Here is a 15337-nt window from a genome sequence, read left to right as displayed (position 1 = left end):
CGATTTTACTAATACGTTTATAAATCTCAAAAAAAGGAATAGTATTACCAGTTTCATCCTATACATAAAATACAAGGGAGGAAGCAGCAGTGAAGAAAAATCATTCGTCAAATTTCAAAAAATGGATTTTTTGCAGTGCACTTATTTTACCATTATTGCTTATGATTCAGACAGCCAATATGCAGACTGCAGCAGCTGTTAAGGACGGTAAAAGTCATAAAGCTTCCATAACAAGCATCGAGAAGGTACAAGCATTTCAAAAATTGGATGAAAAGGTTTCAGAAAAGAATGGAACAAATGAAGTAGGTAAAAAGAAAATCTCCCGTGATACAATCGTTTCTCTAACAGACAGGTTCAGGGATATTCTGGTGCAGGAATTGGATAAGCATAACAAGGTAGTTCATTACGATTCAAAAGAAACATTATTGGATGAATTTGAGAACATAGCCACCAGAAAAACAGCGTCCAAATACGTGGATTTTTATTTTAAAGAAAAAGCAGACGGATTGTATGTTATTCCAACTGAGACACCGGCCTGGTTTCAGAAAAACCGCAACTATGATATGATACGTAAGGATGAAAATGTAGTACAGGTGGTTCAGCAAAATAAAAGCGAATTATACGGAGCATATACGGTGGTATTCGAGTTCACCTATAAGGATAAATGGATGATAACGAATATCCTGCATAAATAACGTAAATGAACACGAAAGCAGTTGAAATTATTAATGTACACTTTTAAAGATTATTATCACAATAAAGTAAAATTATCATTTGATGACCATCCATTCTCCAAAAAACCGATGCATGTTTGGATTATCTGCAACTATAATGGAAAATGGTTACTGACAAGGCATAAAGATCGTGGTCTTGAGTTCCCGGGTGGAAAAGTAGAGCCGGGCGAATCGGCACTGGATGCAGCCATTCGCGAAGTTATGGAGGAAACTGGTGGAACCATCAGTGAAATTCGGTATCTCGCTCAATATTTTGTGGCGGGTAAGGCCGGTAATGTGATAAAAAATGTTTACTTTGCTGATATTGGTGAATTGACTGAACAGGAGACATATTATGAAACCAATGGCCCGGTTCTGTTGCATTCAATTCCTGATAATGTTGAAACAAATGAATTGTACAGTTTTATAATGAAAGATGGTGTGCTGATTCATTGTATGAAACACTTGAATATATAAAGAGGCTGTTGCCGTTGTCAGTCTCTTTTTTTATTTAATTTTTTGGAGCAGCCAGTGTTCAGTTCGCTCAACAATTCCATACATGATAGCAGCAGATACTGCAATTAGAAGCACACTGGCCAGGATAAGCGTGAAATCATTTACCCGGGTTCCGTAACTTATCAAATAACCGAGTCCCCCTTTTGAAACAAGAAACTCCCCGATAATAATTCCGATCCAGGAAATAAGGATATTTATCTTCAATGTTGAAATCACTGTTGGCAGCGCGGCAGGAAAAACAGCTTCCTTAAAAATTTCCCCACGCGTTGCACCAAAACTTTTTAATAATTTTATATAGTTGTCATCGACCGCTTTGAATGCTGAATAAACAATGGACGACGTAGTGATTGCCGAGAAGACAGCCCCTATGGTTATGATTGCGCCATAATCCGGCCAGAGGACAATGATGATAATTGGTCCCAGGGCCCATATAGGCATGGCTTTCATGATGATTAGGCCAGAATTCATTACGGTGGAAAATCGAAAAGATGTCCAAAGTGCTCTGGCTGTTAGGATGCCGCTAATTGTACCGATGATTATTCCGGCAGCTGTCTCAAGCAATGTTGTCCTGAGGTGTATCAGCACGAATTCACTCGAGCCGTTGCCAAAAAGGAACGCAGTGATTTGGGACGGGGAGCTGCAAATAAATGGATCAATCCAATACATTCTACTGGCAAGTTCCCAAAGAAGGAAAAAGCTAACCAACACCATAATCTGCCATGATAGTACAATTATTTTTTTACGGTTTTGGTTTTGTTTAAACCTTTTAAAAAGTTGAAAGTCAGCTTCAGTTTCCTTCATAAGGCTGCACCACCTTAGCTTCTGTAAAGCTTATTTCTTTTGACTCCAGTATTTCCCAAATTTTATCAAAAAGCAGCAGATATTTCGGATGTCTGCGGACCAGAATCGGTCGTTCTTCACGAAGCTCAATTGGTACATTAAATATCTTGGCAACTGAACCGGGCTTGGCATCCATGACAATAATCCGATCACTTAAGGCAATCGCTTCACCAATATCATGCGTTGCCAGCAGTGTTGTTTTATGGCGGGCTTTAAGCATTTTTGAAATAAGGTCTTCCAGTTTGACATTTGCCTGGTAATCCAGGCTCGAAAACGGTTCATCTAACAGGATAATTTTCGGATCTGTCATCAGTGTTCGGACCAACGCAACTCGCTGACGTATCTCATCGGATAGGGAAGCGGGATATTTATCGCCAATATCCGGTACACCAACATCACACAGAAGGTCAGATGCTGCCTGCCTGGTTTTGTCTGACAGATGACCACTGATTTTCGGACCGAGCAGTACGTTATCCATTATTGATTTCCAGGGAAACAGGTAATCTTTTTGCAGCATGCAACCGATTGTACGTTCAGAGTGGTTCAGTGGTTTCCGGTTCAGCAGGATTTTACCTTCTGTTGGATGGATGATACCGGATAAGATCGAAAGCAATGTTGACTTACCGCAACTTCTTTGGCCGAGGACTGCTACGATTTCACCTTCATCTACCTTGAAGTAAACGTTATCCAGCACTTTGGTGAATGAACTTTTAGTGAAATAGTAATGTGATATATTATCTAAGGTAAGAAATGACATTTGTTTCTCCTCCTTAGTTTCAACCCGGTTACTCGGCGGTTGTTTGAGTGAACGTTGTTCCGGGTGCATAACCGAACGTGATATGTGATGTCATAACCTATGCTTCGTGGAACAAATGTGTGATTGCCTATAGAGAAATTAAAAAACGGTCTCTTTAAAAAGAGACCGTTATCAGCACTTGGCTGATGATATTTTTCCTTCATATATAAAAATCCTTGTGGGATGAGGAAACGATTCGTATTAACCCCGATATAACGGACCCGCATTCCTTATTGCATCACTTACATGGGTGAACTGCTTGAAGTTTTCATGGAATTTCATGGCAAGCGTTTGTGCTTCTTTTTCATACGCTCCCTTATCATCCCATGTTTGTTTCGGAATCAGTACTTCATCTGGAACACCGGGGACGTGCATAGGGATTTCCAGCCCGAAAATATCATCGCTTGTTGTTTCAGCTGAGTTCAGTTCTCCTTCAAGCGCTGAATGGACCATAGCACGGGTATACGATAGTTTCATCCGTTTGCCGATTCCATATGATCCACCAGTCCAGCCGGTGTTAACCAAAAATACACTTGTATTATACAAATCAATTTTTTCCCCTAGCATTTCAGCGTATGTCGCTGGTTTGAGCGGCAGAAATGGTGAACCGAAGCATGCTGAGAACGTTGCCTGTGGATCGGTTACACCTCGTTCCGTACCGGCAAGTTTACTGGTGTATCCACTTAAAAAATGATACATCGCCTGTTCTTTGGTTAATCTGCTGATTGGCGGCAATGTGCCGGACGCATCAGCAGTCAGGAAAATAATCGTGTTCGGGTGGCCGGCAACACTTGGTGAAACAATATTATCAATGTTGTTTAGCGTATAGGCAGCGCGGGTGTTTTCTGTCAACGATGTGTCATCATAGTCCGGCTGACGTGATTCTTCGTGGAGTATGACGTTTTCCAGCACGGATCCGAAACGAATTGCATCGTATATTTGCGGTTCTTTTTCCTGTGACAGATTGATACACTTCGCATAACAGCCACCTTCAATATTGAATACACCATTTGTGCTCCAACCATGTTCATCATCGCCAATCAGGCGACGGTATGGGTCTGCGGAAAGTGTTGTCTTACCGGTTCCGGAAAGCCCGAAAAATAATGCAACATCACCTTCCTGACCAACATTGGCGGAGCAGTGCATTGATAATATGTCACGTTGGGGAAGCAGAAAATTCATCACGGAAAAAATTGATTTTTTAATTTCCCCGGCGTATTCTGTACCGCCAATCAAAACAATGCGCTGTTTAAATGAGACAAGAATAAATGTTTCAGAATTCGTTCCATCGATTTCCGGATCTGCTTTGTATGTAGGAGCAGATACGACGGTGAATCCAGATTGATGTGTTTTTAATTCTTCCTTTGTCGGTTCAATAAATAACTGTCTGGAGAACAGATTATGCCAGGCATATTCATTGAAAACTTCAATTGGCAACCGATAATTTGTGTCTGCGCCGGCATAGCCCTGGAAGCGATATAACTCGTTTCGATCCTTTAAATAGTCAACCACTTTTTTGTAAAGGTTATCAAAAGAAGCCTCATCAATTTCCTGATTTACGATTCCCCAGTCTATAACGTCCCTAGTTGTCTCATCCCGAACGATGAACTTATCTTTTGGGGACCGTCCGGTATATTTTCCGGTGGTCGCACGAATTGCCCCTGATGCGGACAGAGTACCCTCCTCACGTCCCAGAATTTTTTCAACAAGCTGAGGTGCAGAAAGATTATTTTGCAGGTTATCATGTGAAAGTAATTCTTTAATCATTTTTGATTGTTCCACCGCATTCATTTGTGATACCTTCCTTTATGATGGATTTTTATTAATGTACAGTTTAATGATAAGTTGTAAATCTGTTTGTTTAGTATAACACATTCATAAAATTAGTCCATACTAATTATACGAATATTTATATGAACTTTTCGTGTCAAGTGTGTTACCCTAATGTAAACGATTGACATGACAGTGTTTTTCCGTTATTATGTTTTTCGAGCGGAAACTCTCTTATTCAGAGTTGGTGGAGGGACAGACCCCATGAAGCCCAGCAACCGTCACATAATGTGAAAAGGTGCTAACCTGAAGCAAGGATTTATCCTTGGACAATAAGAGCGAAAGGCTTCACAATTCCTTTCCTCATGATTGCGGGAAAGGTTTTTTATTTTTTCTAACTTTATTTAAACATAAACATACACTGAATAGACAGTTTTCCGTACTACTTTTTAAGGGAGGACTTAGCCAAATGGCTGCAAATCGTCGTTTATTTACATCAGAATCTGTTACAGAGGGGCATCCTGATAAAATTTGTGATCAGATATCCGATGCCATTTTGGACGAAATATTAAAAAATGATCCCAATGCACGGGTGGCCTGTGAGACAACAGTAACTACAGGCTTAGTGTTGGTTTCGGGGGAGATTTCTACTACTACATATGTAGATATTCCTGCAATTGTCCGTCAAACCATTAAAGACATTGGCTACACACGTGCGAAGTTCGGATTTGATGCGGAAACATGTGCAGTGCTGACCGCTATTGACGAGCAGTCAGCAGATATTGCCGGCGGGGTTGATACGGCGTACGAAACACGACAGGGGGAGAAAACCGATGAAGAAATTGCCTCCATTGGTGCAGGCGATCAGGGGCTGATGTTCGGTTTTGCCTGTGATCAGACGGAAGAATTAATGCCATTGCCAATTTCCCTTGCGCATAAATTATCAAAGCGGCTGGCAGATGTGCGTAAAGAAAATATTTTGGATTATTTGCGTCCGGATGGGAAAACACAGGTGACAGTGGAATATGATGAAAACGATAATCCGGTAAAAGTAAATACCATCGTGATTTCAACGCAGCATCATCAGGATATACAAACGGATCAAATTGAAAAGGACTTGATTAAGTACGTAATCCAGCCGATTGTTCCAGCTGATTTGCTTGATGAATCAACCAATTTTTTCATCAATCCGACGGGAAGGTTCGTGATTGGCGGGCCACAGGGTGATGCTGGACTGACAGGACGTAAGATCATTGTCGACACATATGGTGGATATGCCAGACACGGTGGCGGTGCTTTTAGTGGTAAGGATTCCACCAAGGTAGATCGGTCTGCATCGTATGCAGCCCGTTATGTCGCCAAAAATATTGTGGCGGCACAGCTTGCTAAAACATGTGAAGTTCAACTGGCGTATGCAATTGGTGTTGCCGAGCCGGTATCAATTTCTGTTAATACATTTGGCACCGGTACGGTTGATGAAGCAGAGCTAGAAGCCGCAACACGAAAAATATTTGATCTGCGGCCGGCAGGGATTATACGGATGCTGGATCTGCAGCGTCCAATCTATCGAAACACAGCTGCATATGGCCATTTCGGCAGAACAGATATTTTATTCCCATGGGAGAAAACCGATAAAGTTGAAGAACTGCAGGCTATTGTAAAAGAAGGGTAACGGGGGTGCTTGATTGCACCTCTTTTTTTTACAGTACAACCAAGTTTTCTAACATGTACTTATGGTGGTTAAAAACAACATATGCTTTCGTCAAGACTCATCTTTTATGATATAATCTTAAGGGTTCAACATGAATGAAAGCGAGGCAAAAGCGATGTGTGGTTTTATTGGAGTACTGCGAAATAAACCTGAGAATTTAAACGATGATCAGCATAAACAATTTATAAAACAAAACAGCATTATGACACATAGAGGTCCCGATGATGAGGGGTACTATCACGATGAATACGTATCTTTCGGGTTCAGGCGCCTGAGTATTATTGATATTGAAACCGGTCAGCAGCCATTGAGCTATGATGATGAAAAAAGCTGGCTTATTTTTAATGGTGAAATTTATAACTATGTTGAATTACGTGAGGATTTGGTGAAAGAAGGATACACATTTTCCACCGAATCCGATACCGAAGTAATTGCCGCATTATTTTCCAAACATAAGGAGAATGCGTTTCAATACTTGAGGGGAATGTTTTCTATCCTGGTTTGGGATAAAGAGCAGCAAACACTTTATGGTGCGCGTGATCCATTTGGCATCAAGCCATTATTTTATAAAGAGTCAGAAGAAGGGACTTTTTTTGCGTCGGAGAAAAAAAGCATTACGTTAATGATGGAAAATGAAGAAGTTAGCGAAGAAGCACTGCAGCATTATTTAAGCTTCCAGTTTGTTCCGGAGCCATTGACAATGACAACAGGCATAAAAAAAGTTGAGCCTGGCCATTATTTTGTAAAAAAACCGGGACAGGCATTGGAATTTTCCCGGTATTGGCACGCAACGTTTAATCCGGTGTTAATGGAGAAAAATGACTGGATCAACCGAATTCAGGATGTCATGTACGATTCCGTCAACGTTCATATGCGAAGCGATGTTCCGGTTGGATCATTTTTATCCGGCGGAATTGATTCAACAATTATTGTGGCGATGGCCAAAAAATTCAACCCGAATATCAAGACGTTTTCCGTCGGCTTTGAACGGGAAGGATTTTCAGAAATTGACGTTGCAAAAGAGACAGCAGATAAGCTGGATGTAGAGAATATCTCCTACATCATTTCACCAGAGGAGTATGTGGAGAAACTGCCCAAAATCATGTGGCATATGGACGATCCACTGGCTGATCCGGCGTGTGTCCCGTTATATTTCCTTGCCCGCGAAGCCCGTAAACATGTAACGGTGGTCCTTTCCGGAGAAGGATCTGATGAATTATTCGGCGGCTACAATATTTACCGTGAACCGGAATCTTTGAAAGTGTTCAATACGATACCGACTCCGGCAAAGTCATTGCTTGCCCGGGTGGCAGAAGCGATTCCGGAGGGCGTACGCGGCAAAAGCTTTCTGGAACGCGGAACAACACCGCTCCGTAACCGCTACATCGGAAATGCGAAAATGTTTGAGGATACGGAAAAACGTGCTTTGTTAAAGACATATAATGAAAATGTCTCCTATCAGCAGGTGACAGAAAAACTATATGACCAGGTTAGTGACTATCCGCTTGTGAATCAGATGCAGTATGTGGACATTCACACGTGGATGCGCGGGGATATTTTACTGAAAGCAGATAAAATGACCATGGCAAATTCACTGGAATTACGAGTGCCATTCCTGGATAAAAAAGTATTTGATGTGGCTAGTGAAATTCCGGTCGATATGAAAATTGCCAATGGAACGACGAAAAGTATTTTACGAGAGGCATCACGTGGGATTATCCCTGATCATGTGCTTGACCGTAAAAAGCTTGGGTTCCCGGTCCCGATCCGTCATTGGCTGAAAAATGAACTTAACGGGTGGGCAAAACAGCTTATTCAGGAAAGTGAGACAGATCATTTGCTGCATAAAGATTACGTGCTGAATTTGCTTGATGCGCATTGTCAGGGCAGAGGTGATTACAGTAGAAAAATCTGGACGGTGCTTATGTTTATGCTGTGGCATCAAATTAATATTGAAAACAAATTTGATGTTGAGGAACTAAGCAAACCGGACAGTGCTATCGAAGCGATTACGCAATAAGTATTAAAAAAACAGGCGACACGGCCTTTGAACCGTTGTCGCCTGTTTTCTTATGTACGGTATTTATACATAGGAATACCATTTAATGTGAAGCAAGAACTATGGTCCCACCGCCGTACATTGGGGGAAATCCGCCGTACTAAAATTAAATTAAAGGAATCCCCGCAGCATTTTCAACTGCATAGCAGCAATACTAGTGATGATTAAATGCTAAAAGTTCTGTCCCAGATTTGTATTCTGTTTATAATATTGACCTTTTTCCACGTAGGATTGCAGGACGCGTTTCATTTCTGTATAGTCAGCGTTTGTTAAAGAGCGAACGACTTTAGCGGGACGACCCATTACAAGTGAATGCGGCGGGATTTTTTTGCCGGGCGGGACGAGACTTCCTGCTCCGACAAATGCATGCTCGCCGATTTCAGCTCCATCCAGGATGAGTGTCCCCATGCCTATTAAAGCATTTTTACGGACAGTGCAGCCGTGTAGTGTAACCTGGTGGCCGACCGTTACATCATCTTCAACAATTACCGGGCTGCCAGGGCTCTGGTGCAGCATCGATAAATCCTGGATGCTGACACGTTTGCCAATCCGGACCGGGGCAACATCCCCCCGTATAACGGTTTTGAACCAGATACTGGCCTGTTCATCGATTGTCACATCGCCGATTATTTCGGCATCATGGGCGATAAACACAGAGTTGTCTATCGATGGTTTTACATTTTTATAATGATGAATCATTTGAAACCCCCTCCAAAATATGGTCATATATGTATTATAGCAGAATGTTAAAATGGAAATCGAAGGATAGTCAAGAACGGAGGAGCAATGTTGGGTCTACCAAAAACATCATTGAGATTAATGGTAAATGTATATTGGAAGGTTTTCCCGGCAGTCAAACAGGAATTGGACTACTGGAAAAAACGAGCGGCAACTATTCCGGATCAGGAGCTGCAAACTCAGGCACTTGCCAGCTTGGAAACGAAACGGTTCCACTGTCAAGGGGGGGCAGTGTACGCTCTTTTGGCTGGTGATAAATGGAGAGAGGCAATTCGCTTTATCGTGGCATATCAGACAATCAGTGATTATTTGGACAACCTTTGTGACAGAAGCACATCACTTGATCCGGATGATTTTCGGCTGTTACATCAGTCCATGGTTGATGCATTGGTTCCTGAAAATGACATGCAGGATTATTACAGGCTGCGTGACGAGCGGGCTGATCATTCCTATTTGACAGACTTGGTTCAAACATGCCGGAAAATAATCAGCACATTGGACAACTATGAAGAAATATATGATCATCTGTTGCGTTTGAATCAGTTGTACTGTGATTTGCAGGTACATAAGCATGTCAGGCCGGAAGAACGAATTCCACGGTTACAGAAATGGTATCAGGAAGAATGCGGGGGTCAGGCAAAATTGTCCTGGTATGAATTTTCAGCAGCGGCAGGATCAACGTTAGGTATCTTTTGTCTGGTATCGTATTCACTTGGAAGAAGGATTCCGGCAGAACTGGCTGAACGAATCCGACGGGGTTATTTTCCCTATATGCAGGGTCTTCACATACTGTTGGATTACTACATTGATCAGCAGGAGGATATCGAGGAAGCGGATTTGAATTTCTGCAGTTTTTATGACAATCAAGCGTATATGAGAAGCCGTCTTGCATTTTTTATCGAACAGGCGAACAATCAGACCCGCAACCTGCCGGATCCCCGTTTCCATGAAATGGTGCAACAAGGGTTAATTGGACTCTATCTTGGAGATCCGAAAGCAAGCAAGCTGTCCGGCGGGCAAAAAATGACCAAACAGCTTTTGCGCATCAGTGGCGGAAGCACCTGGTTTTTTCATTGGAATACCAAGGTCTATTATCGCCTGAAAAGAATCAATTAATTTCGTTTCTGAATGGCGAGAATGAAGGGTGGATCATTTTTCTGGTTAATGAATCCGTAATACAGTACATGAAACATTTTTTGATCCAGCAGCCGGGTATATCTCATTAGCTGTTCTTTTTCTTCCGTACCGCCTTCGTGTCCATGGTAAATAACGAGCACGACCAGCCCGTTCTGTTTCAGGTGGGAAAGAATCCCTTCAATCGCAAGTATGGTTGATTCACTTCGGGTAATGATCGATTTATCACTACCCGGCAAATAACCCAGGTTAAAAATAGCCCCGCCTAGTCTCGTCAGTTTATCGACGGGAATATGATGGATAAAATTGCTGTGGCTGTCCTGAATGATATCGGTGTTGGTCAGGCGGTTTTTCGTAAGTCTGTTCTGTGTGTTGATGACAGCCTGTTCCTGTATATCAAACCCGAAAACGTGCCCTGTTTCTCCGACCAATTTTGACAGAAAGAGGGTGTCATGACCGTTTCCACACGTCGCATCGATGACAGTATCGCCCTTTTCAACAGCGGTTTCAAGCAAGTAATGGGAATAATTAATAATTCCTTTTATCATGGATAGGTTCGCTCCTCTGTATAATACTATCATTTATTCTATCACGAAATTTTCGTGCGGCGAAAGATTGTGTCCCAAATCTTGACAAAGCGGCACACATTGATTAAAATGCGATATACATATAGTATCGGCGTTGCAAAGGATTAGTAGTGAATTGTTCAGGTTAAGCGAGGCAGTGGCTGGTGTGAACTGCCCCTGAGGATTTATGAACTCACCTTTAAGCTGCAGGGATGAAGAAAGTAGTTCCTGCCGTAATTCTGCGTTAAGGATCCAAGTGAACGCTCATTCAGCGTTAATTCGGGTGGTACCGCGGGAAGCATAGTCTCTCGTCCCTTTTTAATAACAGGGATGGGTGGCTTTTTTTATAACGTCATAATGAGTAGGTTCAGCAGACCTTATGAAAAAACTTCAGCCTATCTGACTGGTTTTTTCAATCGATGAAGGAGGCAATCTTGATGACATTCAACCATAAGGAAATTGAAAAGAAATGGCAGCAGTATTGGGAAAAAAATAAAACATTTAAGACAGATACGTATTCAAACAAGGAAAAAGTATATGCACTTGACATGTTTCCATATCCATCAGGTGCCGGATTGCATGTTGGTCACCCGGAAGGATATACGGCCACAGATATTTATTCGCGTATGAAGCGGATGCAAGGATATGAAGTGCTGCATCCTATGGGGTGGGATGCATTTGGACTTCCTGCTGAACAGTATGCACTGGATACCGGCAACAGTCCTGCAGCTTTTACAGATAAAAATATTGAGACATTTAAACGCCAGATTAAGGAACTTGGCTTTTCATATGATTGGGATCGTGAAATAAATACAACAGATCCGAACTATTATAAATGGACCCAGTGGATTTTTACCAAGCTGTATGAACATGGCCTTGCTTACATGGATGAGGTGGCGGTGAACTGGTGCCCGGCGCTTGGCACAGTTCTGGCCAATGAGGAAGTGATTGATGGCAAAAGTGAACGCGGCGGGCACCCGGTTGTCCGTAAACCGATGAAACAGTGGATGTTGAAAATCACCGCTTATGCAGACCGACTTCTGGAAGACCTGGATGAACTTGACTGGCCGGACAGCATTAAAGATATGCAGCGAAATTGGATTGGACGTTCGGAAGGTGCAGAAGTGAATTTCTCCATTGATGGTTTTGATGAGACATTCACCGTCTTCACAACGAGACCAGATACACTGTTTGGTGCAACGTATGCAGTCTTTGCCCCAGAGCATCCGTATGTGGAAAAAATCGTTACTGCCAAGCAAAAGGATGCAGTGGATTCATATTTAAACGATATCCAGACAAAATCCGAACTGGAGCGGACAGACTTAGCTAAAGATAAAACAGGAGTATTTACCGGTGCTTATGCAATAAACCCGGTGAATAATAAAAAGGTCCCGATCTGGGTTGCTGACTACGTTCTGATGTCCTATGGAACCGGTGCAATAATGGCGGTACCGGCACATGATGAGCGTGATTATGAGTTTGCAACGAAATTTGACCTGCCGATTACGGAAGTTGTTGCAGGTGGTGATATTTCGAAAGAACCTTATGTTGGTGACGGCGAGCATGTTAATTCAGAATTTCTCAATGGTCTTGGAAAAGAGGAAGCAATAAGCAAAATGATCAGCTGGCTTGAGGAATCTGGCAAGGGAGAGAAAAAGGTTACGTATCGTCTGCGTGATTGGCTTTTTGCGAGACAACGCTACTGGGGTGAACCGATTCCGGTCATTCATTGGGAAGACGGCTCCATGACAACGGTCCCTGAAGACGAACTGCCGCTGGAACTGCCGGAGATGGATAATATTAAGCCGTCCGGAACCGGTGAATCACCGCTGGCCAACAGTGATTGGGTTAATGTCACTGATCCGGAAACCGGGATGAAGGGCCGGCGTGAAACAAGCACAATGCCGCAATGGGCGGGAAGCTGCTGGTATTTCCTGCGATTTATCGACCCGGACAATACAGAACAGCTTGCTGATCCTGAAGCATTGCGGGAATGGCTGCCGGTCGATATATATATCGGTGGTGCTGAACACGCTGTACTTCATCTGCTGTATGCACGGTTCTGGCATAAATTCTTGTATGATATTGGCGTTGTTCCAACAAAAGAACCATTTATGAAATTGTTTAACCAAGGTATGATCCTTGGTGAGGGTCACGAGAAAATGAGTAAATCGAAGGGAAATGTTGTGAATCCCGACGATATTATTCATTCGCACGGTGCGGATACACTCCGTCTGTACGAAATGTTCATGGGACCGCTTGATGCTGCAGTTGCCTGGTCAACAAACGGCCTGGATGGTTCTCGTCGCTTTTTGGAACGCGTTTGGCGGCTGATTGTGAATGAAGATACAGCCGAAATTTCCGATAAAATAGTTGAAGGTAATGGTGATGAGTCGTTTGATAAGGTATATCATGAGACAGTTAAAAAAGTAACCGAAGATTTCGGTAACCTGCATTTCAATACTGGAATTTCCCAGTTGATGGTATTCATAAATGAAGGGTATAAAGCAGATAAATTAAATAAACAACATGTGGAAGGCTTTGTAAAAATGCTGTCACCAGTTGCACCACATCTGTCGGAGGAACTGTGGAACCGTCTTGGACATCCAAGAACAGTTTCCTTTGAAGAGTGGCCCCAATATGACGAATCCAAACTGGTTGAAGAAGAGGCTGAGGTTGTGTTACAGGTAATGGGCAAAGTCAGGGCAAAAATAAACGTTCCAAAAGATATCTCAAAAGATGACTTGGAAAAACACGCGCTTGAACATGAAAAAATTCAGGAATGGATTGAAGGAAAAACGATTCGTAAAGTAATCGTTGTACCAGGAAAGCTGGTAAATATTGTGGCAAATTAATTAAAATGGATCTCTTCGCACTTCATGCGAAGGAGATCCTTTTTACGTTTATTGAGATAAAGCTTTCTTCTACATGCGTTTGGTTAGGAATAGTTGATAAGCCAAATTTCCTAACGGGATGGTATCCATTTGGTTTTTAAGATAAGCCAGTTGTCGTTTTCATAATACCACAGCGTTTCAATGCTTCCGATGGTATCAGTATGTCCGGTGCCATTAATTTGCTGGTAGCTTTTCAATCCGTATCCTTTTTGTTTATTGATAAACACCGGCTCATACCTATTGATTGGTTCCATTACTACAGAGCCATCTGTCAGAAGTTTTCCCTGTTTATTATAAATTCCTTTCTGAATATAATCTGAAGCCCGCTTTTTTACATTGGTAATATATGGTTTTTGTTCAGGTGAGAGTTTAACTTCCAATCGAAAACCATCTGTAAAATAGGCTTTTACATAACGCTGGACAGGTAATTGGATTTCTTTAAGTTCCCCATTTGACAGGGTGTGTAATGCTTGATTGTGCAATCCACCCTGCCCCTCACTTCGATAAAATATGTCCAGTACCTTATCATGATTCAAATCCAGAAACTCCAAGTTGGGATTATATCCGCCATCATATGGAATTTTCCGTTTTTTATTGTTTTCCAGTTGAATTTCCACCCACGCATCCTTAAGGTAATCTGTTTCCATTGAAAATTTGACACCTTTAAGGACAATGGATTCCTTTCGCCCGTCACCTGTCAGATCCTCGTTGAATTCGAGGAGTTGTTTAGGGGATGGTACTTTAACCGTATCTTCTGCGGCATTTATTGTCACCGTTGTCGTCAGGAACAAAAGCAGAATGAAGCATATTTTACTGATGAGAAATTTCATAGGATAAAACCTCACTTTGTATGGTTAGTGTATTTTGTGTTATATAGTTGCAAGCTATTCATTCCAGAAGTTATGATAAGTAGGGAATATTTTTATACGGAGGATGATCGCAATGGATGAAATAAATGAAATAACCCCCGAAGAGGTAGAAGAACTGCTGGGGAATGAACGCGATGTAATTATTGACGTGCGGGAAGACGATGAAGTTGCCCAGGGAATGATAGATGGTGCCAAACACATTAAACTTGAAAATATACCACATTCATTGCAGGAACTGGATGAAGAGAAGCATTACATCATGGTATGCAGATCAGGTAGAAGAAGTATGATGGCAGCAGCCTTTATGGATGAGCATGGTTATAAGGTATCAAGTATGGCAGGCGGGATGCTTGATTGGAAAGGTGAAGTGGTTGTGTGAATCGCTGGTGTTGTTTTACACCGCCTGAAGTTTTGGGGATTCCGGACTGATGTCATTTAAGAATCCTTTATCAGGCAGCATTTAAAAATGATGTGTGGAAAGCGTGATTTCTAAATCTATACGCTTTCTTCCATTTTAAAAAAAGACCATTGACATTTTTATCTGTGGAGAGTAATATTGATTTTGCTGTTGAAAAACAGCCCTAAAAAATGTTGAAAAATGTTGTGTTGACAAACATTATCAACAATGATACAATTTATATGTTATCGATAGATTTCATTTTTGCTCTTTGAAAACTGAACAAAACAACCAGTATGTCAAGTGAAACAGGACGAAAGCAAATGCTTTCCCC

Annotated in this window: 13 protein-coding genes, 1 riboswitch and 1 other annotated feature; of the genes, 7 read left to right on the top strand and 6 right to left on the bottom strand. The window is 42.0% G+C overall.

The window, feature by feature from the left end; all coding sequences use genetic code 11:
* Window positions 1-89: 89 nt before the first annotated feature.
* Window positions 90-695 carry a hypothetical protein gene (locus ABD010_RS00065; RefSeq protein WP_343809155.1) on the top strand — a complete coding sequence of 202 codons (606 nt, stop codon included), beginning with the start codon at window positions 90-92 and terminating at the stop codon, window positions 693-695.
* Between the two features lie 33 nt (window positions 696-728).
* Entirely contained in the window at window positions 729-1190 is a 462-nt protein-coding gene (gene ytkD, locus ABD010_RS00060; RefSeq protein WP_343809154.1) for an RNA deprotection pyrophosphohydrolase, read from the top strand.
* Between the two features lie 30 nt (window positions 1191-1220).
* On the opposite strand, the gene ABD010_RS00055 is transcribed toward ytkD, so the two are convergent.
* From ABD010_RS00055 to pckA, 3 genes are all read right to left on the bottom strand, one after another.
* On the bottom strand, window positions 1221-2030 hold the full coding sequence (locus ABD010_RS00055) for an ABC transporter permease (RefSeq protein ID WP_343809153.1): 810 nt from the start codon (window positions 2028-2030) through the stop codon (window positions 1221-1223).
* Window positions 2017-2826, bottom strand: a complete 810-nt coding sequence (locus ABD010_RS00050) for an ABC transporter ATP-binding protein (RefSeq protein WP_343809152.1) — start codon at window positions 2824-2826, stop codon at window positions 2017-2019. Before ABD010_RS00050 ends, ABD010_RS00055 begins: the two co-directional genes overlap by 14 nt.
* Window positions 2827-3066: 240 nt before the next feature.
* Window positions 3067-4656 (bottom strand): phosphoenolpyruvate carboxykinase (ATP), encoded by a 1590-nt coding sequence (pckA, locus tag ABD010_RS00045; RefSeq protein ID WP_343809151.1) that lies wholly within the window; start codon window positions 4654-4656, stop codon window positions 3067-3069.
* Window positions 4657-4866: 210 nt separating this feature from the next.
* Window positions 4867-4974: riboswitch (SAM riboswitch) on the top strand.
* Window positions 4975-5104: 130 nt separating this feature from the next.
* On the opposite strand from pckA, the gene metK reads away from it, so the two are divergent.
* Both metK and asnB read left to right on the top strand, forming a co-directional pair.
* Window positions 5105-6307: a methionine adenosyltransferase gene (gene metK / locus ABD010_RS00040; protein WP_343809150.1), complete on the top strand. Its 1203-nt coding sequence runs from the start codon at window positions 5105-5107 to the stop codon at window positions 6305-6307.
* A 154-nt stretch (window positions 6308-6461) separates the two neighbouring features.
* On the top strand, window positions 6462-8366 hold the full coding sequence (asnB, locus tag ABD010_RS00035; protein WP_343810141.1) for an asparagine synthase (glutamine-hydrolyzing): 1905 nt from the start codon (window positions 6462-6464) through the stop codon (window positions 8364-8366).
* Between the two features lie 210 nt (window positions 8367-8576).
* Here asnB and ABD010_RS00030 read toward each other — a convergent pair whose 3' ends face one another.
* The gene (locus ABD010_RS00030; protein WP_343809149.1) at window positions 8577-9104 is read right to left on the bottom strand and encodes a gamma carbonic anhydrase; all 528 of its coding nucleotides are present in this window, start codon (window positions 9102-9104) and stop codon (window positions 8577-8579) included.
* Between the two features lie 87 nt (window positions 9105-9191).
* Here ABD010_RS00030 and ABD010_RS00025 point away from each other — a divergent pair, with 87 nt between their 5' ends.
* On the top strand, window positions 9192-10259 hold the full coding sequence (locus ABD010_RS00025) for a tetraprenyl-beta-curcumene synthase family protein (protein ID WP_343809148.1): 1068 nt from the start codon (window positions 9192-9194) through the stop codon (window positions 10257-10259).
* On the opposite strand, the gene mnmM is transcribed toward ABD010_RS00025, so the two are convergent.
* Entirely contained in the window at window positions 10256-10825 is a 570-nt protein-coding gene (mnmM, locus tag ABD010_RS00020; RefSeq protein WP_343809147.1) for a tRNA 5-(aminomethyl)-2-thiouridylate-methyltransferase MnmM, read from the bottom strand. The genes ABD010_RS00025 and mnmM overlap by 4 nt on opposite strands.
* 124 nt (window positions 10826-10949) lie before the next feature.
* Window positions 10950-11162: a binding site (T-box leader), on the top strand.
* A gap of 118 nt (window positions 11163-11280) precedes the next feature.
* Between mnmM and leuS the strand changes: the two genes are divergently transcribed.
* Window positions 11281-13698 carry a leucine--tRNA ligase gene (leuS, locus tag ABD010_RS00015; RefSeq protein ID WP_343809146.1) on the top strand — a complete coding sequence of 806 codons (2418 nt, stop codon included), beginning with the start codon at window positions 11281-11283 and terminating at the stop codon, window positions 13696-13698.
* A gap of 110 nt (window positions 13699-13808) precedes the next feature.
* On the opposite strand, the gene ABD010_RS00010 is transcribed toward leuS, so the two are convergent.
* A complete protein-coding gene (locus tag ABD010_RS00010; RefSeq protein ID WP_343809145.1) occupies window positions 13809-14567 on the bottom strand; it encodes a hypothetical protein in 759 nt (252 codons plus the stop codon).
* A 112-nt stretch (window positions 14568-14679) separates the two neighbouring features.
* On the opposite strand from ABD010_RS00010, the gene ABD010_RS00005 reads away from it, so the two are divergent.
* Complete coding sequence (locus ABD010_RS00005; protein WP_343809144.1) at window positions 14680-14985, top strand: rhodanese-like domain-containing protein; 306 nt, start codon at window positions 14680-14682, stop codon at window positions 14983-14985.
* Window positions 14986-15337: the final 352 nt, after the last annotated feature.

The sequence above is a fragment of the Virgibacillus siamensis genome (assembly GCF_039522605.1).
Taxonomy (GTDB): Bacteria; Bacillota; Bacilli; order Bacillales; family Amphibacillaceae; genus Lentibacillus; species Lentibacillus siamensis.
The sequence above is the reverse complement of the archived record's forward strand: the minus strand, read 5'-3'. Positions and strand labels throughout refer to the sequence as shown.

Excerpts from the sequence above, each read along its gene's own strand:
- ytkD (WP_343809154.1), top strand. The coding sequence starts at position 729 with ATGTACACTTTTAAAGATTATTATCACAATAAAGTAAAATTATCATTT.
- ABD010_RS00055 (WP_343809153.1), bottom strand. The coding sequence starts at position 2,030 with ATGAAGGAAACTGAAGCTGACTTTCAACTTTTTAAAAGGTTTAAACAA.
- ABD010_RS00050 (WP_343809152.1), bottom strand. The coding sequence starts at position 2,826 with ATGTCATTTCTTACCTTAGATAATATATCACATTACTATTTCACTAAA.
- pckA (WP_343809151.1), bottom strand. The coding sequence starts at position 4,656 with ATGAATGCGGTGGAACAATCAAAAATGATTAAAGAATTACTTTCACAT.
- metK (WP_343809150.1), top strand. The coding sequence starts at position 5,105 with ATGGCTGCAAATCGTCGTTTATTTACATCAGAATCTGTTACAGAGGGG.
- asnB (WP_343810141.1), top strand. The coding sequence starts at position 6,462 with ATGTGTGGTTTTATTGGAGTACTGCGAAATAAACCTGAGAATTTAAAC.
- ABD010_RS00030 (WP_343809149.1), bottom strand. The coding sequence starts at position 9,104 with ATGATTCATCATTATAAAAATGTAAAACCATCGATAGACAACTCTGTG.
- ABD010_RS00025 (WP_343809148.1), top strand. The coding sequence starts at position 9,192 with ATGTTGGGTCTACCAAAAACATCATTGAGATTAATGGTAAATGTATAT.
- mnmM (WP_343809147.1), bottom strand. The coding sequence starts at position 10,825 with ATGATAAAAGGAATTATTAATTATTCCCATTACTTGCTTGAAACCGCT.
- leuS (WP_343809146.1), top strand. The coding sequence starts at position 11,281 with ATGACATTCAACCATAAGGAAATTGAAAAGAAATGGCAGCAGTATTGG.
- ABD010_RS00010 (WP_343809145.1), bottom strand. The coding sequence starts at position 14,567 with ATGAAATTTCTCATCAGTAAAATATGCTTCATTCTGCTTTTGTTCCTG.
- ABD010_RS00005 (WP_343809144.1), top strand. The coding sequence starts at position 14,680 with ATGGATGAAATAAATGAAATAACCCCCGAAGAGGTAGAAGAACTGCTG.